Raw genomic sequence first — 24,105 nt, 5'->3', positions numbered from 1 at the left:
CTACAAAATTGGAAGGAGGGGGCAACCATCGATCCCTACCTCCCACACTCCGAGAATGATTATTATTCTTGAGAATGAATAGTTTATTTTTTGGAAGTCCCTTATCTGATCCTCACCCGGCCACGGCTGAACCCTCGTAGAAGTTGGACAAGGGGCAAAGTTTAATAGGGAATCACTGAATAGGCCGCCAGCTTGTTAGAGTATTGGGAGTAATTTTGAGCGAGCGATGATACTACAGCCTTTCCTTTCTTCCGCTTGGAGTCCTAATCTTACCCTGTTAGCCTCGGCAGCTACGGCCGAAACTGCCGATAGTGCCTTAGTTTTAGCCTGCGTGCTGCTGAGTTTGACCGTTATTTATTTCGCCTGTAAACTGGGGGGGGAAATATGCGTCCGATTCAACTTGCCTCCCGTGTTAGGAGAATTAGTCGGTGGCGTGATTATCGGAGTTTCTGCCCTAAAATTACTGGTTTTTCCAGAAGGAGGAGCGGGATTCGAGGATTCTCTCCTCATTCATTTCCTAGAATCCACCTCATCCCTCACCCCGGAGCAATCTCCCGCCGTTTTTAGTGCTGCCAGTGAGGTGATTTCCGTCCTCTCGGAATTGGGGGTAATTATCCTGCTGTTCGAGATTGGTTTAGAGTCAGACTTGCAGGAATTAATTCGCGTCGGTCCCCAGGCAGCTGCTGTGGCAGTGGTGGGGGTTGCGGTTCCCTTTTTGGTGGGTACTTTGGGTTTAATCTACATTTTCCATCTGGCCACCATTCCCGCTATTTTTGCCGGGGCAGCTCTAACCGCTACCAGTATCGGCATTACCGCCAAGGTTTTAGCAGAAATAGGGCAGTTATCGGCGAAAGAAGGTCAAATTATCATCGGGGCAGCGGTTCTCGATGATATTCTCGGTATTATCGTCCTCGCTGTCGTTGCTTCTTTGGTGAAGACTGGAGAAGTGCAGATTAGCAAGGTAATTTATCTAGTTATTAGTTCTAGCACTTTTGTGATCGGGGCGATCCTGATCGGTCGTTTTTTAAGCCCCTTTTACGTTCAATTAGTTAATAGAATGAAAACTAGGGGACAATTGCTCTTAGTTTCCCTAATTTTCGCCTTTATTCTTGCCTATATTGCCCAAGTTATCCAATTAGAAGCGATTCTCGGTTCCTTTGCTGCCGGCCTAGTCTTAGGGGAAACGGAAAAGCGATCGGAATTGGCAGAACAAGTGTTCCCGATCGCCGATTTATTTGTACCGATATTTTTCGTCTGTGTGGGGGCAAAAACCGATTTAAGTGTGCTTAATCCCACTATTCCCAGCAATCGAGAAGGATTAGTCTTGGCCGCTTTCCTAATTGTCGTCGCGATTTTGGGTAAAGTGGTGACGGGGTTAGCCGTTTTCAGCAAGGAAAAACTCAATCGCTTGGCGATCGGAGTTGGCATGATTCCCAGGGGTGAAGTGGGTTTAGTCTTTGCTGGAGTCGGGGCTGCTAGTGGTGCCTTATCCCCCGCTACCGACGCGGCGATTATTATGATGGTGATCTTGACTACCTTTATCGCTCCGCCCCTGTTAAGGTTAGTATTTAAAGAACCTACCGCCAGCCCTCAATCAGTGATCAGTGAGCAGTGAGCAGTTACCAGTGGTAGTGTTAAGTGAGCAGTATTAAGTGGCACTAACAGTGCCGTCTTTTCATTGATAACAAGGGCCGAATCCAAATCCTAATTTGTTAAGCTAAAAGCTTTGATGTACTTAGTTTCTAACCTTATTTTTAGGTAGGAGAATTGCCAGATTCTTTTTTGGAGCCTCTTGCCTCTTACCTTCAGAAGCTGATAACTGATGACTGATGACTGATAACTGATCAGAAACATAGCAGACCATGCCAACGTCCCATAAGCTTGTTTTTATTGATAGTTATTCTCAGAGCATTAACGGAGCTATGGATGGCAAAAAATCAACAAAATAGTCCATTTTTACCGAAAAAAGGTAATTGATAACTGAGCAACGGGAGCATCGATCGTGAGATTTCATTGGTTATTCCTAAGCGCATTAACTTGGTTGCTGGTGGCGGCCCCTGCTTGGGCTGGCAAGCTCGTCTTTTGGCGATTCGACACCAATGAGAATCGTCTGGTGTTCACTACCGACAATCGAGTGCAACCGCGAGCGCAAATGATCACTAACCCCACCAGGATCGTGATCGATCTGCCCGGGATCAAGTTAGGGCAACCCAATATTAACCGGCCCATTGGCAATATCGTCAGAAGTGTCCGTATCGGTCAATTTGATGCGGAAACTACCCGTTTAGTGATTGAATTGGCCCCCGGCTACACTGTCGATCCTCAACAGGTAAAAATTCGCGGAATTTCGCCCACCCAATGGACAGTGGAATTGCCAGAACCCCAACCGATTCGGGAGGAAACGCAACCACCCGTTACCCCTGACCCCACACCTCCCCCCGATCGCGGTTCCACCCGTCCCACTCCCCCACCTCCAGTTAGCCAGACGGACAACAACGATGATTTTCAAGTCACTCGCAATGGTCTTTTTGTCCGTTTAGAGCAGAATGGTGATGAGCGATCGATTCGCAGTCAACGCAGCCGGGACGGCAAAAAAATCGAATTTGAATTACCCGGGGCCACTTTACCCAGCAGTCTCACCGGTCAAACTATCCCCGTCAATCGCTATGGGGTCGGTGATATTCAATTCAGTCAGACTGCCAATCAACGGGCCAAGATTTCCCTAAGTGTTAATAGAGATAGTCCCGATTGGCAAGCTCTCTATAGTCGTTTTGGTGGCTTGGTTTTACTGCCTAGGGGCGGTCTGGGTGCCGTGGATAATATCTCCTCACCTCCCCCCACTAGAGCGACCAATCCCAATCCTCGTCCCAATAATCCCCCCCCGAAAACTGCCAATAATCCCCCTTCTAGCAATCGTTTGGCGACGATCTCCTCGATCGATCTGGCGGGTAATAACGATCGCCTGTTAATTCGTGGGGATTCACCCCTGAAAGCTAACGGCAGTGTTAACCGGGATGGGGTCTATGAACTACGCATCGAAAATGCTAAGTTAGCCGAGTCTTTTCGCGGTCCGCGCTTTGGTCGCTCTAGTCCCATCTATCAATTACGGGTACGTCAGGAAAGTGTCAATAAGGTGCTGATTTTGGTACAGACCGCGGCAGGATTTCAATTCGGTCGCCTCAATCAGTCGGAAGGTCAAACCCTAGTCCTAGAATTGCTTTCCTCCCGCAATTCTGGCCCCGTTTCTCAGGTTCCTGACTCCACCACTATACCTGTCCCTTTACCCCCAGATACGGGGCAATTTAACCCACCGCCGCGCCCCTCTGACCCCACTCCTAATCCCCCCCAACAACGCAATGGCCGCTTTCTGGTGGTGATCGATCCGGGCCACGGTGGTAAGGATCCGGGGGCGATCGGAATTGGTGGCCTTCAGGAAAAAAACGTAATTCTGCCCATTTCCCTAGAAGTTACCCGCATTCTGCAACAACAGGGCATCGATGTGCGTCTAACTAGGGATAGCGACTTTTTTGTCACCCTGCAAGGTCGCACGGACCTGGCTAACCAGATCGATGCCGATCTATTTGTCAGTATCCATGCTAACTCTATGGGGAAAGCACGACCGGATGTCAACGGCCTAGAGGTGTACTACTTCGGTGATCGCCGTTTGTCGGACACCATCCATCGCAATATTGTCCGTAGTGTCGATATGCGCGATCGAGGGGTGCGTCGGGCCCGTTTCTATGTGCTGAGAACCTCCAGAATGCCCTCTACCCTCGTGGAAGTGGGTTTCGTTACTGGCGCTGAGGATGCTGCTAAATTAGCCAATGCCAACTTTCAACGACAAATGGCGGCGGCGATCGCAGGAGGGATTATTGAATATATTCAACGAAATCTCCGTTAATGATTAAATCATTGGAGCATTAGTTTACCAATCAAAAAATCCGTGTTTTAATATCATCAAATAAAGCTACTTTAGATCAGCGTTTTCCTCGATATCTATGAGAGAATCACAATTTAGTCCGATTGGTGTGTTTGATAGTGGTGTGGGTGGACTGACCGTTTTAAGGGAGTTGTATCGACAACTGCCCCAAGAATCGATTCTCTATTTTGCTGATACCGCTAGACTTCCCTACGGAACCCGTTCTAAAGGGGAAATTATCGAATTTGTCCGGGAAATTCTCACTTGGATGGGCGAGCACCGGGTGAAAATGGTGATTATGGCCTGTAATACCAGTTCCGCCTTGGCTTTAGAAGAAGTACGGGCCGAATTTAAAGATTTACCAATTTTGGGGGTAATTTTACCCGGTGCCAAAACTGCCGTTAAACAAGGAAAGCGCATAGGGGTGATTTCTACCCCGGCTACGGCTAAAAGTAATGCCTATAAACAAGCAATTCAAGAAATCGATCCTACTGCCCAAGTTTGGCAAATTCCTTGTCCTGAGTTTGTCCCTTTGATCGAGGCTAACCGCATTTTTGACCCCTATACCACACAAGTGGCTAGGGAATATCTTCAGCCTTTACTGGCGGAAAATATTGATACTCTGGTCTATGGTTGTACCCATTATCGTCATCTTTCCCCAGTTTTACGTCGTCTTTTACCTAGTTCCGTGCGCTTGGTAGATCCCGCAGCTGCCGTTGTCCGAGCGGCGGAAAAAGAACTAGAATTATTAGGTCTCAAAAATCCCGAAACATCCCTACCTACTAACTTCGCAGTTAGCGGTGATCCTGACACTTTTGCTCGTTTATCTCGTCAATGGCTAGGTTTTTCTCCTACGGTAGAAAAGGTTTATTTACCCGTCCCCGTTTTATAACCGTTAGCCTTTTCAGTGAGCAGTTATCAGTGAGCAGTTATCAGCTGCCTTTTGCCTGTCCTGATATGTATCCTATACTCAACGGATTTAGTATCAAAGGGTTGGGTGAGGTGCAATCGTCTTATTCTGGGACGATGAGGAAGATTAACGTGAAGGGGCAGAAGGACAATATGATGGAGGTGACGATAGTACCAGAAACAACTGACCAGTAACTAACATTGCGTTTAGCTGTAGCAGGTTCACAAGACATAAATATGAATTTTTGTAATAGCCAAGGCAGATTTGAAATTTCCCGATAAAGGATAGCGCTTTTCACGTTACTGAGGTATCGACAAGTTTTGCCAACAAAGGGTTTAAGCTCCTTGCCCATACCTCATTCTGATGAAAACTGCTATAGTCGAGAAGATAAGTACCTAAGCAAAATTAATTACACATTTCGATCAAGCTTTTGCCTCTTGCCTCTTGCCTGTCTTCACTAGGAAATTTATTTTGCATGACTACTTACTACAACCTACATTCCGCACTTCAATTTGTAGCATAAAAGAATTTGCGTCGAAACATCACTAGACTTAAGCTGAGGACAAATTCCCACTCTACAAGCTAAAAATAGCCTCCTTGTAGCCGATAACTGACGGCTACAAGCTTAAATTATTGTAAATCCTGATATTTGAATAACCCCATAAATTTTGATTTGCGTCCGTGTTCCTTAATTAAACTTTCCCGATAAGTTTGCCATTCTTCCCGTCTTCCCGACATATAAAAGGCATTACGAGCTTTTTTCAGCCATTTAATCGCTTCTTCGTAGCGATCTGCCTTTTTTTCGTCCATTATCTTTTCCGCAGGAGGACGAGCGTGATCGATCACCCAGTCAGGATCGACGGTAGCAGCCGCATCCATTATCCGCCAAATTAGGTGAGACTGCACATAGGAATTATCAGAAACGACTTTAATTGCATCTCTAACTAAATTTTCGTGGAGAAATATATCGATTTTAGCCTCTGTGGAACGTCCACCGCTAAACTCGCGCAAGTAATCTAACAAGTCTAGTTTTAAATCGGGCCAATCTTCCCCCGCTAAAGACTCAATTTTTTGGTAATGGGAAAAGGAAGGTTGGTCTTGAAATGCCTTAATTCTAGCAGCTAAAGCTGTATCTATATCCCCTAAAGATTGCGCTAGTTCACTTGTCCAGAGAGCTAATTGATAATAATAATTTCCAGGGAAATTTAGACCACCCCTGGCAATTATGAGAGCGGATTCTGGTGCGGATTCATCGCGTAAAGCTTTGGCAAAAAAGAAGGCTTCATCGTTTTTAGTTATCATATTTTTTGCCGCTGCCATCGCTTCCTCAATGCGATCAAGATAGACTAACTTAGTTAGGTATTCTACCACTTGTACTGAAGCTAAAGCTAGATTCAAATACTCCTGATCTTTTTCCTGTTGCTCGAAAATTTCTAAGCGAATAGAAGTTAATGCTTGGGCATAATAGGGGATATTTCCTGACCACATTTCTGAAAAATTAGCCGATTCTCCCCGTAAAATCTTCTCTAAAACTGGATCGTCCCATCCCTGTTGTAAGGCTGCTAAACTCATCTCAAAATCGGCACTCCATTCATGCTGCCATTGCTCGATTTTTTCCCTTAAATCTTGCTTTTCTTGGGGATTAAATTCTTTGCTTAAAATTGCTGCCGTTAGAACTCGATCGATTCTAGCACTTAAATCATCATTAACAGCACCGTAATCTTCTAAATCATCCCATTCCTCGATACAGGCGCTAATAATTGCTTCTAAAATAGCGATCGCGTTATCCAGTTCTCCCTTTTGATAATAATCTTTGGCCTCATCCACTAGGGCATAAATTTCCTTAGAAATTGGATCTTCTTCGTAGTAATCTTCCTCGATCGCTCGTAGGGATTGCCGCAGTTCATTACGGACAGTATTACGATAAGCTTTGACATTAACAGTTATCTTCCCTACCGCTTTATTAAGTGGGGTAGCTGGCACTAAAAACTGATCAATTGTCTCGATAACTTCTGGGTGTTTAGCCACTAAATGATTAAGCAATTTTCTTAATTTACTTTCATCGATCGGTGTCAATAACTCCTCTAGAGAGGCTTTTTTAATAATTAATTCTGGTTGACGAGAACAGGTTAATAAAACCGCCACAATATGCTTACACCAACCCTCATAATCGTAGGGACAGGAACAGGAGACATTCTCAAGATTTTCTTGGTTAAAATCTATGGCAACTCGATAGGGTTTAACCTCACTACCACTCACTAAAGCTTGTAGATTTTGCCCCCGTTGCCAAAGAGAAATAACTGCACCGCTATCGTAATAATATTGACCGCGCTGATAGGAAGCATTGGTGCTATTTTGCCGGATAATCTTTTCATTGATAGGAGGAATAGTCATAGTCAGAAAAGGAGAGGATTGGGTGATAGAATCTTGTCTGTGGCCAGAAAACTGCCAGTAGGGAGCCAGACCACTGCATCAGCAACCGAGTTAACTTATCTACAGTTTAGCCTAAATGTGCTATAGTGAAGACGCTATGGAAATTAAAAATATTCCTCTGTCCCAAATTCGTCGTCCTTTACCGCGACAAACCGATCCCGAAAAAGTTAATCAGTTGATGCAATCGATCGCTGAGGAGGGATTACGAGAACCGATCGATGTTTTGGAGGTGGATGGTAACTACTACGGGTTTTCTGGTTGCCATCGCTTTGCAGCTCATCAGCGTCTCGGTAAAGAAACGATTCTCTGTCGAGTTCGTCGCGCTCCTAAATCCGTTTTAGCTAAACACATCGCTTAAGCTGAGAAGTCCCATGAATGAGTCCTTATATAAATATCATCGGCAAAAATTAGAGCAGTTAATGGCAGAAATTGGCTGTCAAAATCTGGAAGAATTGAGTCAGTTATCGGGTCTATCTTCTTGGCAATTGCAGAGAGTTTGCCATGGTTTAATCGCTAAATTATCCTCTGAATCTTTGGTTAAATTAGCTAATGGGCTGCAGCTGCCAGTTAGCGATCTCCTCGCTCATTTTCAAATCCCGACGATGGGGCCAGAGGATCATTCAGGGGAATTAAAAATTCTCGAACAAGAGTATCAAAATTTACAGCAAAAATTAGACCAGCAAAAAGAAGAATTAGCCGCAGAATTTCAACGTCAAAGCATCGAAGCGATCGAATCTTGGTTAGTTCAATGGCCCACGGCCGAGGCCGTTGCCCGCAAAAATCCCGACCTAGCAGCCGTCAAAATCCTCTCCCTAGTTAAACCGATTATGCAGTTACTGGAGCGCTGGGGAGTGCAACCAATTGACAGTGTCGGTGATCATGTTGGTTATGATCCGCAAATCCATCAATTGATCGATGGTCAAGCGGAAACAGGTACACCTGTTCTAGTGCGTTATCGGGGCTATCGTCATGGGGAAAAACTACTTTATCGTGCTAAAGTGAGTTTAATTAAAGTAGAAATGCCAGAAATTCAACCAGTAGAAACAGAAAATGTCACCGCTTAAAGTGATAATTCTTGCAGAGCTTTAGTGCTGTGAAAAATTCCCCCGTGGTCTGCTTTTATCGAAAAAATCTAGTCTAAAACCTCGCCTTAAGACGAAAAGTTTTTGGAGCGGGGCATAAATCCCCATTACAAAACTAATGGCGGCTTGATAACCGCCCCCTGAACGGTTAAAATGAGATTATGAGTGATTCGGAGAAAAAAATATGTCAACGCCCTATGATAACTGTTTTGAACACATTACTGATCCTGTCCAACGAAATTCTGTTCGCCAGCAATGGTTACAGATCGTTGACGGAGGTTTATCTGTTGCCGATGTTAGGATACTACTATTAGCGACGCTTAAGCGAAACCCAACTACACTAATGTCGTTAAGAATGTTGGGTTTCTAACTGGGATTGGTGCGTTACGCTAACGAAGAGCGCACCCTACAAGCTACACTCGAATTTTGTAGGTAATCCAATGATGATTAGACCTCTTGCAAAAGTCTTAAGTCGATCCTTGTACAGCAACATTTTTGAAGATTATCAACTACTAATAAATAATTAACTGAAAGTCCCTCCCATTATTGTTTCTATCGTTTGTTTTCGGATTTATGCAAGAGGTCTATTATGTTCATCAAAATTTCACAATTAATTGCAATTGGTTTACTGTTGTTAGTAGGCTGTTCCGCAGAACCTAGCAATAAAAATGAATCGGATTCTAAAAATACGGGTGTAGTCGAGTCTGATATATCTGGTTGTTGGGAAAGAAGCCAATTTACAAGTTATGCTAACGGTGGTTCTTCCTATTGGAAAGAAACGTACAAACTGGAACCAGGAGGTAGTTATAGTAGAGAGAGTGTCGTTAAGATCACTCCGGTTGTAATCAGACCTGTTGAACCACATTACTCCTCTGGTGAATGGATTATTGATGACGGATACGTTGTGATTCAATGGAAGGATGGAAGTAAAGTAACACTGAAGGTAATATCAAAATATGAATTAATTCAAGTAGGAGACTCTATTGCTTTCAGAAGATGTTAAGTAGCCAATCTAGTAGTGACTGTCTTGATTGTCAAGGGGTAATTCAAAAAAACTCAAGCAGTTTCCGTAAAACTCAAAATCTCAAGCTGGAAAAAAGCGCAGCAAAAGCTAAGCTGCTCAGGTTAAACCAAAGCAAGCGCAACCCTTTATTAGAGATAACAAAGATCGTGAATCTCTAGGAACAAGGTTGCAAATTGTCAGCAAGCTGCCAAGGCTGATTTTGGCGAACCATTGCATTAAGAATGACTAAGATTTTTCGCACACAAGCAGTCAGAGCCAGTTTTTTTGATTTACCGCGTCCAACTAAGCGATTGATTAAGGCTCCGGGTAAACCCGCTGCTTGTAATTGAATCACCAGTTCAGTTTCTAAACCTCCTGTCGCTTCCAGAACGATGAGGATGAGGTTGAGCGTGTAAGATTTTAGGGTCTCGATCAGTTTAGATATGTCCTCCTTTGTGTTAGCAACTTTCATCGCCTTACCGAGCGGACGGAGGTAAACATCTAGGGTCGCTTTACTAATGTCAATGCCTACCCATTGAGAGATATTTTCCATGATTAAACCTGAGAAATTGGCGGGATTAATGGTTCTTTTCGAGAGCATCCCCTTGATTTTACTCATCCTTGCTCGATACGGTCTGTTAGCTTAACAATTGATTGTTTTTGCGACGACCCCGGCGACTGTTCGAGTTTTGTCAGGGAGATTATTGACTCTTGCTACGAAGCGGTCTTTTCCGACCAAGGTTGGGACGGTCTACCACTTCTCTCAATATACAAGGTTGGGCTTCGGCCGTGAGCTCAGCGTTCGACCGAGCGTTCGTGTTAGTGAGCGTGAGCCTGTCGAACTACTGAGCTCACGCCGAAGTCTCACGCCGAAGTCTCACACCGAGGTCCGAACGGTTGAAGCATGAAACCCAACTCGCGGTTTTAGGGTTTTACCGATTTCGTTGAGGAGAGTTTCGAGAGTGCCGTAGTAGGAGGTTTCTTTTACTGCTGCTTGGGAGGAGTGGATTTCGTGCAGGTTGCGAAAATAATTGACGAGGGGATTCATGAGTAATAAAGTAATAGGAAAAAATTAACTTCTTGGTTAGGATAGGCAAAAGGCAAAAGTATGTGTAATTAATTGTGTCTAGCTACTTAAAAAGTGTAGTCTAGATAGGGTTGGCCGAAAAAGTTTTTTGTGGGGACAGATTGTGGGGTGTCGGTCGTCGATACCAAATTAGGTTACACTTCATCTTAAGAAAGGCTGTCACCAGCGATGGTATATTTTGGCCATAGTATAGCTCGCTAGTTTAGATTTGTTCAATTGGAGAAATAAGATTAGATAAAATTTCGTTCCATTTTAATTTATGAATAGTTTGTAATTCCGAATCTATTTCAATCAGATGGGAATAGCTATTGACAAATTCTTCTGGAGATGATATCAGTCTCAGATAATATTTAATTGTCGGTATAATACCATTGGTAATTATTTGACAACCATGATTGTTTTTGATAGTTTGAATCTCAGACATGATTAACTCCACTTCTGTGGGTTTAACATCAAACGATGATAGGATATAATATCTTCTCGGATTAAATTTAATAATTTTATCTTTGGCAATTCGGAGAATTTGTAAATCAATGTACTTACCATGCTTAATTTCAATAACTTCTACTAATTGTTTATTTTTATCAAAAATCTCAATATCTCCTGCACTACCAGAAGTTAAATCAGAAGCTGTGTGACTGCCTAGAGGTTTTAATGTGCAGGATTTGTATCTTTCTACTTCTATAATTAACCTTTGATAAATTGCATATAGTGCTAAAACAGGTAATTTGGAAGCTCCGCGAGTTTGATAATTGAAACTAAAATGATTTTCTAGGCAACTGCTCAAAGTGTTGATATCAAAAGGTTCAGGATTATCTATCTTCAAAATTTTTTAATCTTTTGGGTCTGGATAATCTGATTAACTTGATGAAGTAAAAGCCTTAAAATAACTTCAGCTTGTTGAGGATTAGTTTCAATAAAATTAATTAAACCCAGAAAAGCATCTTTGGTTTTTTGATTACTAATTTTACCTTGATAATCTAAAGTATAGGGAAAGGGTTGTTCTAAAGAACGAGTTAGCCAGTCACTTTCTGCCATAGCTGGTAATCCCAATTGTTTCAAGGTGGGAGTAATATACTGAGTATCAATAGTTCTTCCTGAAAATCCTCCAGGTAAATTAGTTTGATGGTATCTAATATCTTGATTAGGATAGAGAATTTTATGAACTAATAAAGTTATTAAAACCGTATAAACTCCTTTTTCTTTTGAGCAATTAGTAGCAATTTGTTGGATATAGTTTTGATAGAGTTGAGGGGGCAGTGGTTGCCGATCATCTAAATTTAAGGATTGGTCATAAATGTCTAATAACTTTTCTTTATGGTTCATAAAATCTAATCCGATAATTTCCAATTGAATATTCTGACGAGAAAAAGAAAACTCCTTTAAGGATACTCTAGAATTGTTTTCAAAAATATGTTTCTTAATGGCAATAGCCAACTCTTGAATCATGGGAATACAAACCGAATTACCCACCTGTTTATAAGACTCAGCTAAGTTAGGATGAATTTGAAAGCTATCGGGGAACTTCATCAGTCGATAGCATTCTTGGATAGTTAATTTACGCACCTGATCTTGTTCGGGTATATAAATAAAAAAACGTCCAGATGTTTCCTGAGATGGTATAGTAGGATGTACTCCATCGATCGAATAAATTCGGTTAGGTTGATGATGAACCCGGGATAAATGTTCTGTATTTGGTCTGATACCTTTTTTCCAGATAGTTTTATTGCGATAACCGACAAAAATTAATCCTGATGGTTGTAAGGTAGGATTATCAATGAGAGTATATTCTTTTTTATCTAAGTATTCAAAATTGCCTTGAGGAGACAGAAAATCGCGTAACTTAGGTATTGGTGAAGTATATTTTAATGAGTTGAAATTAAATTTTTTATTTTGGGTAGCAATAATAATAATTCTTTCTCGATTTTGCGGCACACCAAAATTCTTGGCATTTAAGAGCTTATAATCAACTAAATAACCCAGTTCTTCCAAAGAATGCAAAATAATATCTAAGTTTTTGCCTTTGTCGAGGTGAATTAGGTGTTTAACATTTTCCAGAAGAATTATTTTCGGCTTTTTTAATTCTACTATTTCGCAGATGTGAAAAAATAGAGTTCCCCTTGTATCTCTAAATCCAGCTCGTTTTCCAGAAATGCTAAAGGGTTGACAGGGAAATCCTGCTGTCAACACTTCAAAATCAGGGAGGTCGTGGATAGCAATTTTTCTAATATCTTGATCGGGAATTTCTTGAAAATTATTGAAATATACTTTTTGACAGTTTTCGTCTATTTCACAAGAATATACACAGTCATAACCAACGCTCTCGAAAGCTAATCTAAATCCTCCAATACCAGCAAAAAGATCGATAAATCTGAGTTTTTCGTTTGTCATTGCCAAATTATGACATCAAAGAAATTAATCAATGGGTGCGTTACTCTTGGTTAACGCACCCCGAGGAAATTACACCGAAGTTAAGGTTTTCTCCGCGCTAATTTGCGCTTCGGGACTATCCGCTTCCGAGGGAGGGACCACTTGCCAGAATTGACCGAGATAGCTATCCCAATTAGCTAAAATTAACTTACCTTTGGGGCTATTAGTGCGTTCTACATGGGCCTCAATTAAAGATTTTAACTGTTCCGCACCGGCAGCCGTGGCAACCCGTTGAATCTTGACAATTTCGGGGTTAAGTTTCTCCGGTAGGGACGGATCAAGAATATAAGCTAATCCTCCCGTCATCCCGGCGCCGACGTTGCGACCGACGGAACCAAGCACGACAATTACCCCACCGGTCATATATTCACAGAGGTGATCCCCGGCCCCTTCGATAACCGCTTTCGCAGTGGAATTGCGAACAGCAAAGCGTTCACCAGCGCGACCATTAACGTATAATACCCCACCGGTGGCCCCGTAGAGACAGGTATTACCGATAATAGCGTTATCTTCAGGCTGATAATTGGCGTTTTGGGGAGGTAAGATGACAATTTCGCCGCCGTAGATGCCTTTACCCACATAATCGTTAGCTTCTCCCTCTAAATGGAGATTGACACCGGGTAAATTAAATGCTCCGAAACTTTGACCGGCCGCACCCTGGAAATTGAGCTTAATTTCGCCTTCAAAGCCGTCATTCCCGTATTTTTGGGCAATTACCCCCGCAATTCTCGCCCCGACGGAGCGATCGGTATTGACAATCCTGTAGGTTTTGCTGACGGTTCCCTGTTGCTCGATCGCCTGTTTAATCTCGCTATCGGCTAGAATATCGTCATCGAGGACAGCACCGTTACTATGTACTTCCTCGTGCTGCAACCAAGAGCGATCGCTACGGCCATCGGGTAAATTCAACAAACAATCGAGATTGAGGGATTCTGTCTTAGTTAAACGAGCATCGGAGCGCACTTTTAACAGATCTGCCCGGCCAATCACCTCATTTAAACTGTGATAGCCTAATTTCGCTAATAATTGCCGCGTTTCCTCGGCCACCAAAGTAAAGAAATTGACCACATGAGCGGGAATTCCTGGAAAACGAGCTCGCAGACGTTCCTGCTGGGTAGCGACTCCCACAGGGCAATTATTCGTGTGACAGACGCGGGCCATGATGCACCCCTCGGCAATCATGGAAATGGAACCAAAACCGAATTCCTCCGCACCCATCAGAGCAGCCATGAGGATATCCCAACCGGTTTTTAGTCCTCCATCTGCGCGCAAAATCACCCGATGACGCAGTTGATTTTCCATTAACATCCGATGCACTTCCGTCACTCCCAATTCCCAGGGACTACCCGCGTGTTTGATCGAACTTAGGGGTGATGCACCTGTACCACCATCGTGACCGGAAATCTGGATAATATCAGCGTTAGCTTTGGCAACTCCGGCCGCAATTGTGCCGATACCGATCTCGGCCACTAATTTGACGGAAACTTTGGCCCGGGGGTTAATTTGGTGTAAATCGTAGATTAATTGTGCTAAATCTTCGATCGAGTAGATATCGTGGTGAGGAGGGGGAGAAATCAAAGTTACTCCCGGTTTCGATCGCCGTAACATGGCAATATAGGAACTGACTTTTTTCCCGGGTAATTGACCTCCTTCTCCCGGTTTTGCTCCCTGGGCCATTTTAATCTCTAGCTGTTTTCCACTCATTAAGTATTCGGGAGTGACTCCAAAACGACCCGAAGCTATCTGTTTAATGGCAGAATTAGCCGTATCACCGTTTTTTAAGCCGTTTAGATGGGGCATAGTCACGGAATGTCCTTCTACATCCACATCGTTTAAGCTGGTGTAACGGATCGGATCTTCTCCCCCTTCTCCGGAATTGGACTTACCTCCGATGCGATTCATGGCGATCGCTAGGGTTTCGTGTGCTTCCCGGCCCAAGGCACCGAGGGACATTCCCCCTGTGCAGAAGCGTTGCAGGATACTTTCGATCGATTCTACTTCTTCGATGGCAATTGAAGCTCGATCGCTGTTAAATTCTAATAGATCGCGCAATGCAGTAACGGGTCTTTGCTGCAATATTTGACGATAGGTTTCGTAATGGTCGTATCCTTCACCTTGGGAGTGAGCGGCCACGGCTTTATGGAGTGCTTTCGCCATTTCCGGGGAATTCATGTGGTATTCTCCCCCTGGACGGTAGTTGACAAAACCGTAGTTTTCTAGTTTTTTAGCGGTAAGATTGGGGAAAGCTTTACTGTGGAATGCGATCGCTTCTTGGGCCACTTCCGCAATGCTTAAACCCCCGACGCGACTGGTAGTACCGTTAAAAGCTAGTTTAACTAAATCTGCCGATAATCCGATCGCCTCGAAAATTTGCGCCCCATGGTAGGAAGATAGGAGAGAAATACCCATTTTCGAGAGGATTTTCAGTAATCCTGCTTCTACGGATTTGCGGTAATTAATTAGGGCTTTTTCGAGGCTAATAGCTTCTAATTTGCCGTTTTCCATCAATTTCTGAGTTTTTGGCTCGATCCACCACTGGGCGATCGTTTCTAGGGCCAGATAGGGACAGACTGCGGAAGCGCCATAACCAATTAGACAAGCGAAGTGATGGGTACTCCAACATTGGGCCGTGTCGATAACGATCGAAGCTTTTAAACGCAAGTGTGAGCGAATCAGGTGATGATGGACGGCACCAACAGCTAATAAGGGGGGAATATAGCTAGTTTTTTCGTCAATAGGAGCAGTTCTGTCACTGAGAATTAAAATTTCTGCTCCCGATGCTACTTTCTTGGCGGCCTCAGCGCACAAATTAGCGATCGCGGTTTCTAATCCCTGCGGTCCGGTGGTCAGATCATAAAGGGTAGAAAGTTCGGCTGTTTTGTAGCTAGAGGTTTTAACTTTGACTAATTCCGCATTATTGAGCAGAGGAGAGTCTAATTTCAGTAAATGTGCGTCATCAACCCCTAATTTAAGGATATTGCCCCGTCGTCCTAGATACATAGTCAAGGACATGACTAAACTTTCGCGTAAAGGATCGATGGGGGGGTTAGTAACTTGGGCAAAACGTTGTTTAAAGTAATCGTAGAGAAGATGGGGTTTACTGGAGAGGACTGCTAGGGGAGTGTCATCACCCATACAGAAAGTCGGTTCTTTTCCCTGTTCTGCCATGGGGACGATAATCATATCCACATCTTCGGCAGTATAACCGAAAGCGGTTTGCAGGGGAAGGAGATTACTAGGGGTGGGAATGTCTATCGCTGTTTCTTTGTCAATCAAGGTGCGTTGGGATTTCACCCATGCACCGTAGGGATTAGAGCGGGCAATTTCCTGTTTAATCGGCCAATTACGCTTAATTTCGCCTTTTTCTAGGTCAACTGCGATCATTTGACCAGGGCCGAGACGACCTTTTTCCATAATGGTGGTTTCATCGAGGGGAATAGTTCCCGCTTCCGAGGAAACGACGATATAACCGTTGTTAGTAATGCTATAACGGGCCGGTCGCAAACCGTTGCGATCTAAACAAGCGCCGACGATTCCCCCGTCACTGAAGACCAGTAAAGCCGGACCGTCCCAGGGTTCCTGTAAACCGCTATAGTATTCGTAGAAGTCGATAATTTCGGGATAATTCTGTAAATCCGGCTGATTATTGTAGGCCTCCGGCACTAGGATCATAGCCGCTTCTAGGGGACTGCGACCGGTTCTCACCAATAATTCTAGGGCGCTATCGAGGTTATAGGAGTCGCTGTTAGCGGGGTTAACAATGGGGGTCAGGGATTGTAATTCTTCGTGGGTCCAACCTTGGGTTTCTAAAGCGGGTTCCCGGGCCGACATCCAGTTAATATTGCCCAAAAGGGTGTTAATTTCGCCGTTATGACCCAATAAGCGCATCGGTTGAGCGAGAGGCCATTTCGGTTGGGTATTGGTGCTAAAACGTCGGTGATAAATGGCAAATTGACTGCTATAGGCGGGATTTTGCAGGTCTAGATAGAATTCTCGCAGGATTTCGCCCCGTACCATCCCTTTATAGACAATGGTGCGACAGGAAAAGGAACAGAAATAGAAATCATCGGCCAGTTGCTTACCGACTTCAGAACGGGCAATATAGAGTAGGCGATCGAATTGAGAACCAGCTAAATCGGGGGAAGTAACCAGAATTTGCTCGACGTAGGGTTGATTTTCCCTTGCTTGTCTTCCGAGGACTTCGGGACGGACGGGAACAGTGCGCCAACCTAAAATCTTAATATTATATTTATTGACAATTTCTTCGATATGTGCTTTAGCCTCGGCTCGTTCTTGGGCCGCTTGGGGAAGAAAGACCATACCCACCCCTAGTCGCTCAGATTCTGGCATATTTAAGCCATTTTCGGCGAACCAAGGAGCGAGGACATCTCTGGGGATAGCGGTCATCATACCAGAACCGTCCCCGGAATCCTGATCGGCGCTGCAGCCTCCCCGGTGTTCCAAACAACCTAAGGCTAAAAGGGCCTGTTCAATTAGTTGATGGCTGCCGGAACCGCGCACATCGGCAATAAAACCGACTCCGCAAGCGTCCCGTTCCTCTACGAGCCATGGGGGACCCCAATAGGGATCGATTTGGTGTATATTGTCGGTTTTTAGGTTATTTTGTTGCGCCATAGAAGTTATCCTTAGGGTCGTTGTCTAGAAGGGTGGGATAGTTGGTCTGCTGAAAGGGTCAATCTAGAATAGAATTTTTTTTGATCTTGCCGTTTCGATTGTCGCTGATTTTTCCTAATTTTTGCCTGTTGCCGTCTTTATCTTGGCCGGTCTGAGGAATCACAGGTGATCTACCATGATATAGTAGCTCTCAGGAATTGTCATCGAAAATCCCCTGGATGGGGTGAAACATCCTGTTAGGTGCTTATTTTGACAGAATATTGTCTGATTATAAATATTATTGGAGCAATGGGGTCAAATTCAGGACAAGACTTTAGCTAAAGAGGCAGGTAAATCGGCTAATTTTTCTACCACTGTCACCCCAGCTTCTTGAAAATGACGTAAGCTATCTTTTCTGGTATTCTTAGCGGCAACAGAGTAGGAAAGTTGGTTAGAAATAATTGTTTCTGTATCGCCGAAATTGGTTTCAATCGCTGCATTTAACCCGACAAGATAGGCAATCACTGGTTTTTCAATTGCCGAGGCAATATATTTGGCTGCCTCGATTTCGGCCTTTCCCCCCACCTGACTGACGAGGAGAATTGCCTCGGTATTGTCATCTTCCTCAAAAACCTGCAACCATTGGGACAAATTGGAGCCAATAATGCCGTCAGTCCCCAAATTTACCGCCATAGATTCACCATACCCGGCTGCTGTTAAAGTTTTCGCCACTTCATCCCCTATGCGATCGCCGCGGGTGATCAGACCGATTGTCCCCGATTGATAAAAATTCGGTTCACAAATACCCAACCAAAGATAATTGGGAATAATCACACCCTGGCTGCCGGGACCGAGAATTAATGTTCCGGTGGTACTAGCTATCTTTAATAATTCCACCAGATCCAAGGGGGGAACTCCGGGGGTGACGATAATTAATTGGGGGATTGCTGCTGCGATCGCTTCTAAGGCCGCATCTAGGACTTGATTGGGGGGGACTAAAATTAAACTGGTCTTGATTTCCCCTGCTTCAGCAACGGCCTCGGCCACTAGATCAAACACTGGTATCTCTGCGATTATCTCACCACCTTGGCCACTAGCCACCCCCGCTACTAAACAGGTTCCCTGGGTTTTCAATCTTGCCGCATAATACTTGCCTAGGGGTCGATCGATCCCTTGCATAATTATCTGATCTTTATCTGTCCATTTCATATATTAAGTGTTGGGAGTTGTTTCAGTAATCAGTAAACAATAATCAGTGATCAGTAAACAGTAATCAGTGAACAGTAATCCGCTTCTGAAGGCAAGAGTCAAAGGTTTTAGATTCGTCCCTTGTGAACTGAAAACTCACATCTGATAACTGATAACTGATCACTGATTCTAGGCTAATTTAATGGCTGCAGTGACCACCTCTTCTAAAGACTCTAACCAATGAAAGTTAACATCAGCTAAACTCTGACTGAGATCGATCGCTTTGCTGTCAGCTAGGACGCGAAAAATTATTTGTGGTAGGGTGGGATTGAGAAAAGATCGGGGTTCCAAGGTTTGTCTTTCCTGTCGGGTGGCCCGGATCATTCGTTCACCACTGCCCCGGCTGGGTGATAATGGGCTATAACTGCGGTAGTAATTGCTAATAGTCTCGATCGCTTTTTGGCCAAAGTCGGGATAACTGACAATATCAACGATAACCACTTTTAAATCGGCCAATAGTTGGAATTGTTGCAGACCGGCCTCTATTTGCTCGTTTAATTGCTCTAATTCTAGTCTTTCCTCCAGTATAAGCCAGGCTGCTAGTTTTGCCCCTTTGCCTGCCAAGGCATCCCAGACAGTGGACATCAAACCCTGGCCATTACTGATCACGGCTATTTGGCCAGTTTGATCAATTATCGACCAAGGGGATTGTAATTGGGGTGGGGTCAGGGCCAGAAGATCGAGATGTCTAGCTAAAGCGGCATCATTAACACTTATTTTGCCATCTAGGGCCATCACTTCCCCAGTTTCGTTGATACCCAAGGGATTAATCTCGATGATATCGAGATCTTTGCTGACAAAGAGACTATACATTTTTTCGAGAATTTGACTGATAGACTCGATCAAAGACCCTCTTAAACCCATAGATACGGCTAATTGCCGACAGAGATAGGGGGAAAATCTCTCTTCAATGACCACTTTTTGCATGGTTGCCAGTAAACTGTCCACATCCATCCCCCCTTGACTCGCACCGAGTAAAACCGGTCTTTGCAGATGATAATCGAGTAAAATGGCTAAAAATATCTCCTGTTGCGGATTATACCTGGCTTCTGCTAGGATTACCTCTGGATATTCTCCGGCGATCGGTAAATGAAAGATAGCATGGGCAGCCGCGATCGCATCAATGGTATTAGCGACAAATTTTACTCCTCCTGCTTTTCCCCGTCCTCCCGCTCGTACCTGGGACTTTAGCACGACCGGATAGGGAATGTTTAATCTTTTTAGTCCCCCCGGTTCGTGGATTGGTTGGGAAGGTAAAATGGGGATGCCGACTTGAGCAAATATTTCCTTGGCTTGGTATTCGAGTAAATCCATAATTGATTAGTTGATAAAGTGGCGGTTCTCTCTTTGCTCGTTTCGGTAGCTTGGGGACTATTAACTATCATAAGTTTGTGCAGTACCACAATGATAACAATAAGGTAAATTTTTATAAGTTAACTCATGGCAATGATGACATTCTACATATTGATAATAACCGCAATGGGGACAATGAGCATCTTGATTTTTAATCGTTTTAGCGCAGTTAATACATTGTGATTTTTGTACTCGTTTTGCTGCTTGAGACTTGGTATTAAAAACAAACTTTTGCAAAAATTTAATAACAGCAAAACCGAACAAAGGAATTAACAGAATATAAACATATTGAACTAAAAATACTAAACCTCCAAAGATAGAACCGATAATATCAAAAATGAATTGTGCAATAATACCAATTTGCAAAAATTCAAAAGCTTTGAAAATTAAAGGAATGAAGAAAATAACTAATAAATGCCAACTAATTAACGCTATTAAACCATAGCCGCGACTTTGGGCATACTGATTCACTAATAACGCAATAATTATTAATGGTGCTAAAAATAAAACCTGAAAACCTAATTGAATGCTAGGATACCAAAAAGACGCATTTTTATAACCAGCTTCCACATCATTAAATTTACTTTCATTTCTCATGAAAGCAAGTAAATTTTGACTCGATGGTTTTTGTAGTAGTTCATTTTTTAGCTTAACAATTTCTTCTTTGATTTTTGATATTTTTTTATTATTTTCCTCTAGTTTCTGTTTTGCCTCTTCCGCTTTTACCCAGTTTATCGAATTGTTGGCAGACTGTCCAGCAATTTTCTCTAATAGGGTAGAATCATATTGACTTCTAATAATTCTATTATTATTTTCTAGTATATTAATATTATCTTGTTTTGTTTGTATTTTACTTAATAAAGTTTTATTTTCTTTATTATTTAACTTATTTTTAATATCAGCATATTGCAAACAAATTGGAGAAACTTTACCTAAATGTCCTATTTCTTCATCTTGATAATTATTTTTATAATCAACTAAAAAAGTTGTAATTAAATCATAATCTCTATCTGGACTATTATTTTTCTTGTAACTTTGCCATGCGCTGTAACAAGGATATACTTGTTGGGGGCTTAAATGCCACCTACTAATATCATCTAATCCTGTAAAAACATTAACTAAGATGAAAATATCAACAATTATTATTACCAATAAACTTACTTTATTTAATGGTTTATCATTAATCCTTCTTGATCTCCTGAAAAACTGATTCCACAAATTATTAAGTTTAGTAAACATAATCTACTCCTAAGTACAGGACAAAAAAGATGATATTTGGAAACTTCCCGCGCTCTCCCCTATGAAGATTATTTTAGCAACAGCATCCGGTTCGCGGGTGATGGGGGAGAATATTTTTGGCTTACTCGATCGCAAAACTTAAAGTTAATTGTGTCATTATGGGGTTAGAGGCGAGACTTTTTTAGCTACCCACCTCTGTGAGTCTAGCAATCTTTCACTCTCTCTATTTCTATCTTTAGTTGGCTTATTTCTCATCTTTCTGAGGTAGGGTGGCCGATGTGTGATTTGGCTCATAGGCATTGGGGGTGGTTCGGGTTTATGAGCAAGGTTATCTACAAGAGGAGCTTATGGATAAATTTATTGGTTTGAGTATGCTGATTTTTGGGTTTGTAATGATGGCCTTTAATCCAGCAGTTGGGGTGCTAGTGGCTCTTTTTGGGTTGATCGTGACTTGGAATAGCGAGAGAACTGTTTCTGTTCGATCACAGGACAGGGATAGGGTTCCTTGTCCTCATTGTGCTGAGTTAATTCAACCGAAAGCGAAGGTGTGCCGTTTCTGTGGGGCCAGGTTTAGATGACCCCTTGTCCTGAGTTTGGGATCGGTGGCAACCCGATCAGAGGTTTCTTCAGTTTTTTGTCACAATTGTTACATTTTTTCACAGATTCTAATTCGATCGGGTGATTTTTTTTGATAGGATTGAACCTATAATCCTATCATAAATAGTTCTTGTTCTCCATTAACCGTGCCAAACTAAGAACTGCGGACAAATCAAGAGTTTTGGCGTTCCAATAGACCAAATAAACTAATAACTGGCAATTACTCGAAAATCTCAGTCATTTTTTTGCTAAAATTCTCCTTTTTCCCACATTTTCTTGCTTGGAAACAAACTTTTTTCCGCTTTCGTCTCTATCTTTAACTCGCTCCCACTAGGAAACTCAAGGGTAAGATGCTAAATTTTCAAAAGCAGGGTCGTCATCATCCTCTGACCCTATTAACAATGCTTTTAAGTGCTTCTTTCGTTGTGGTCTCCCTTTCCTTGACTCCTGCGATCGCACGTCAATTCGCCCCGATTAACCAGATTAAACCGATTCCTTTGGGGAATGATCGATTAATTCCTGCTGGCACAGATATCCCTGTAAAATACGAGCAAGGGGAAAAAATTCTTTTAACCAAACAGGAAACTTTTTCTTTATCTCTGACCGTAACCGATAATATTAAAAACTCCCAAGGACAGACAATTATTCCCGATGGTAGTCAGATTATCGGAGAAATTAAACCTGACGGTCAAGGTTCCCGTTTTCTATCCCAAAAAATCTTTTTAAAAACCCGTCAACCCCAAGAAAAATCTATTGATGCTATTTCGGCAGTTTTCACCCGTCTAGAAAGACTAATTAAAGGAGTTAACCCCGATAAAATTATTCAGGGTGCAGTATTAGGAAAATCCGCCGCTTCTGTCCTCGCTTCCTTTACTTCTGACCAACCGGTTAGCGAGATTATACGAGGAGGAGGATTAGAAGTATTAGCCGGTTGGTTATTACGAGGAGAATCGGTGGAATTATTGTCAATTAACCCCAAGGAAGATTTAAAATTAACCCTTCGTTCTGATTTTACCGGTCAGTAAGCTTAAAAAAATCTGGTGTGTTAGTTATTAATCTAACACACCAGCTATCGAGACTAGGCGGCGTTTTGCCGATACCATTCAATGGTTTTTTGCAAACCTTCTTTAAATTCCATTTGAGCAACAAAACCGAATTTTTCCTGAGCGCGGGTTGTATCTAAACAGCGTCGCGGTTGACCATTCGGTTTATCTATTTCCCAAACAATTTCGCCATCAAAACCCATTAAATCACAGATTAATTCCACTAAATCTTTGATAGAAATCTCATAATTTGTACCAAGATTAACCGGGTCTGATTCATTATAGAATTGACTGGCCATGACAATGCCTCGCGCTGCATCGGTGGAGTAGAGAAACTCCCGGGTTGGACTACCATCTCCCCAGACAGGAAGTTGTTTATCCCCCCGTTGTTGTGCCTCATAAACCTTGCGAATTAAAGCAGGAATTACATGGGAACTACCCGGATCAAAATTATCCTCCGGCCCGTATAAATTCACCGGTAAAAGATAAATTCCGTTGAAACCATACTGCAAACGATAGGACTCTAATTGTACCAATAAAGCCTTTTTAGCGATACCATAAGGCGCATTGGTTTCTTCGGGATATCCTGACCATAAATCGTCTTCATGGAAAGGTACTGGAGTAAATTTTGGATAGGCACAAATTGTCCCCACACAGACAAATTTTTGCACTCCTGCTAGATAGGCAGCGTGAATTAATTGGGTTCCCATCATCAAATTATCATAGAATAATTCGGCGGGTTTTTCCCGATTAAGACCGATACCTCCCACATGGGCCGCCAAATGGATAATTAAATCTTCTTCGTTGGCTAAACGTTGACAGTTTTCCCAAACTCTTAAATCACAATCTTTAGACCGAGGAATTGTAATTTTTTCGGGATTTGCCCCCGCTGCAATTAATTGATTAACTACTTGCCGACCTAAAAATCCAGCCCCCCCGGTGACGACGATTCTTTGTTCGCTTAAATTCAGCATATTTTCACCTCTTTAATCCACAGTTGTCATCGAACGATTGCGAAGATAAGCCAGCTCTTTTAATAACTGTTGGCTATCACCACCGTTATTAAGATTAATCCCCAAAGCCGCTAAATCCGCATCTACCATTAATTTTACCAGTCCCTCGAACGTCACCGACGGCTGCCAGCCTA

General features: G+C 42.9%; 16 protein-coding genes and 2 pseudogenes. 7 read left to right on the top strand and 11 right to left on the bottom strand.

The genetic code is table 11. From position 1 onward, the window contains the following. Positions 1–226 precede the first annotated feature (226 nt). From H6G40_RS19190 to murI, 3 genes are all read left to right on the top strand, one after another. Positions 227–1,615, top strand: a complete 1,389-nt coding sequence (locus H6G40_RS19190) for a cation:proton antiporter (RefSeq protein ID WP_002734517.1) — start codon at positions 227–229, stop codon at positions 1,613–1,615. Positions 1,616–2,002: 387 nt separating this feature from the next. Beyond that, positions 2,003–3,901 (top strand): N-acetylmuramoyl-L-alanine amidase, encoded by a 1,899-nt coding sequence (locus H6G40_RS19185; RefSeq protein WP_190538148.1) that lies wholly within the window; start codon positions 2,003–2,005, stop codon positions 3,899–3,901. Between the two features lie 97 nt (positions 3,902–3,998). Further along, positions 3,999–4,811, top strand: a complete 813-nt coding sequence (gene murI, locus H6G40_RS19180) for a glutamate racemase (RefSeq protein ID WP_002734376.1) — start codon at positions 3,999–4,001, stop codon at positions 4,809–4,811. A gap of 648 nt (positions 4,812–5,459) precedes the next feature. On the opposite strand, the gene H6G40_RS19175 is transcribed toward murI, so the two are convergent. Beyond that, on the bottom strand, positions 5,460–7,223 hold the full coding sequence (locus H6G40_RS19175) for an SWIM zinc finger family protein (RefSeq protein ID WP_190538147.1): 1,764 nt from the start codon (positions 7,221–7,223) through the stop codon (positions 5,460–5,462). A gap of 115 nt (positions 7,224–7,338) precedes the next feature. Between H6G40_RS19175 and H6G40_RS19170 the strand changes: the two genes are divergently transcribed. From H6G40_RS19170 to H6G40_RS19160, 3 genes are all read left to right on the top strand, one after another. Beyond that, positions 7,339–7,620, top strand: a complete 282-nt coding sequence (locus H6G40_RS19170; RefSeq protein WP_042790352.1) for a ParB N-terminal domain-containing protein — start codon at positions 7,339–7,341, stop codon at positions 7,618–7,620. A 13-nt stretch (positions 7,621–7,633) separates the two neighbouring features. Then, positions 7,634–8,326, top strand: a complete 693-nt coding sequence (locus H6G40_RS19165) for a helix-turn-helix domain-containing protein (protein ID WP_002733431.1) — start codon at positions 7,634–7,636, stop codon at positions 8,324–8,326. Between the two features lie 607 nt (positions 8,327–8,933). Beyond that, entirely contained in the window at positions 8,934–9,347 is a 414-nt protein-coding gene (locus H6G40_RS19160) for a hypothetical protein (RefSeq protein WP_042790349.1), read from the top strand. 175 nt (positions 9,348–9,522) lie between these two features. On the opposite strand, the pseudogene H6G40_RS23500 reads toward H6G40_RS19160, so the two are convergent. The 8 genes and pseudogenes from H6G40_RS23500 to H6G40_RS19125 form a co-directional block, all read right to left on the bottom strand. Further along, positions 9,523–9,654 (bottom strand): annotated as a pseudogene (locus H6G40_RS23500) (IS110 family transposase); the annotation flags it as partial. Between the two features lie 570 nt (positions 9,655–10,224). Beyond that, on the bottom strand, positions 10,225–10,395 hold the full coding sequence (locus tag H6G40_RS19150) for a hypothetical protein (RefSeq protein ID WP_002733405.1): 171 nt from the start codon (positions 10,393–10,395) through the stop codon (positions 10,225–10,227). A 241-nt stretch (positions 10,396–10,636) separates the two neighbouring features. Then, positions 10,637–11,260: a hypothetical protein gene (locus H6G40_RS23495; protein ID WP_242028805.1), complete on the bottom strand. Its 624-nt coding sequence runs from the start codon at positions 11,258–11,260 to the stop codon at positions 10,637–10,639. Continuing rightward, on the bottom strand, positions 11,257–12,825 hold the full coding sequence (locus tag H6G40_RS19145) for a DNA cytosine methyltransferase (RefSeq protein WP_242028804.1): 1,569 nt from the start codon (positions 12,823–12,825) through the stop codon (positions 11,257–11,259). Before H6G40_RS19145 ends, H6G40_RS23495 begins: the two co-directional genes overlap by 4 nt. A 69-nt stretch (positions 12,826–12,894) precedes the next feature. Further along, complete coding sequence (gltB, locus tag H6G40_RS19140; protein WP_190538146.1) at positions 12,895–17,499, bottom strand: glutamate synthase large subunit; 4,605 nt, start codon at positions 17,497–17,499, stop codon at positions 12,895–12,897. Positions 17,500–17,799: 300 nt separating this feature from the next. Then, complete coding sequence (locus tag H6G40_RS19135) at positions 17,800–18,687, bottom strand: succinate--CoA ligase subunit alpha (protein ID WP_042790346.1); 888 nt, start codon at positions 18,685–18,687, stop codon at positions 17,800–17,802. Positions 18,688–18,855: 168 nt separating this feature from the next. Continuing rightward, positions 18,856–20,040, bottom strand: a complete 1,185-nt coding sequence (locus tag H6G40_RS19130) for an ATP-grasp domain-containing protein (protein ID WP_002733630.1) — start codon at positions 20,038–20,040, stop codon at positions 18,856–18,858. 60 nt (positions 20,041–20,100) lie between these two features. Continuing rightward, entirely contained in the window at positions 20,101–21,318 is a 1,218-nt protein-coding gene (locus H6G40_RS19125; RefSeq protein WP_002733474.1) for a membrane protein, read from the bottom strand. 947 nt (positions 21,319–22,265) lie between these two features. Between H6G40_RS19125 and H6G40_RS19120 the strand changes: the two genes are divergently transcribed. Next, positions 22,266–22,940: a hypothetical protein gene (locus tag H6G40_RS19120; RefSeq protein ID WP_002733841.1), complete on the top strand. Its 675-nt coding sequence runs from the start codon at positions 22,266–22,268 to the stop codon at positions 22,938–22,940. A gap of 53 nt (positions 22,941–22,993) precedes the next feature. On the opposite strand, the gene H6G40_RS19115 is transcribed toward H6G40_RS19120, so the two are convergent. Together H6G40_RS19115 and H6G40_RS24020 are read right to left on the bottom strand one after the other, a co-directional pair. Next, positions 22,994–23,932: a GDP-L-fucose synthase family protein gene (locus H6G40_RS19115; protein ID WP_130757147.1), complete on the bottom strand. Its 939-nt coding sequence runs from the start codon at positions 23,930–23,932 to the stop codon at positions 22,994–22,996. A gap of 12 nt (positions 23,933–23,944) precedes the next feature. Then, positions 23,945–24,105 (bottom strand): annotated as a pseudogene (locus tag H6G40_RS24020) (GDP-mannose 4,6-dehydratase); the annotation flags it as partial.

Origin of the sequence: Microcystis viridis FACHB-1342 (assembly GCF_014698335.1) — a bacterium.
Taxonomy (GTDB): Bacteria; Cyanobacteriota; Cyanobacteriia; order Cyanobacteriales; family Microcystaceae; genus Microcystis; species Microcystis ichthyoblabe_A.
This window is presented reverse-complemented; position numbering and strand designations above follow the sequence as displayed.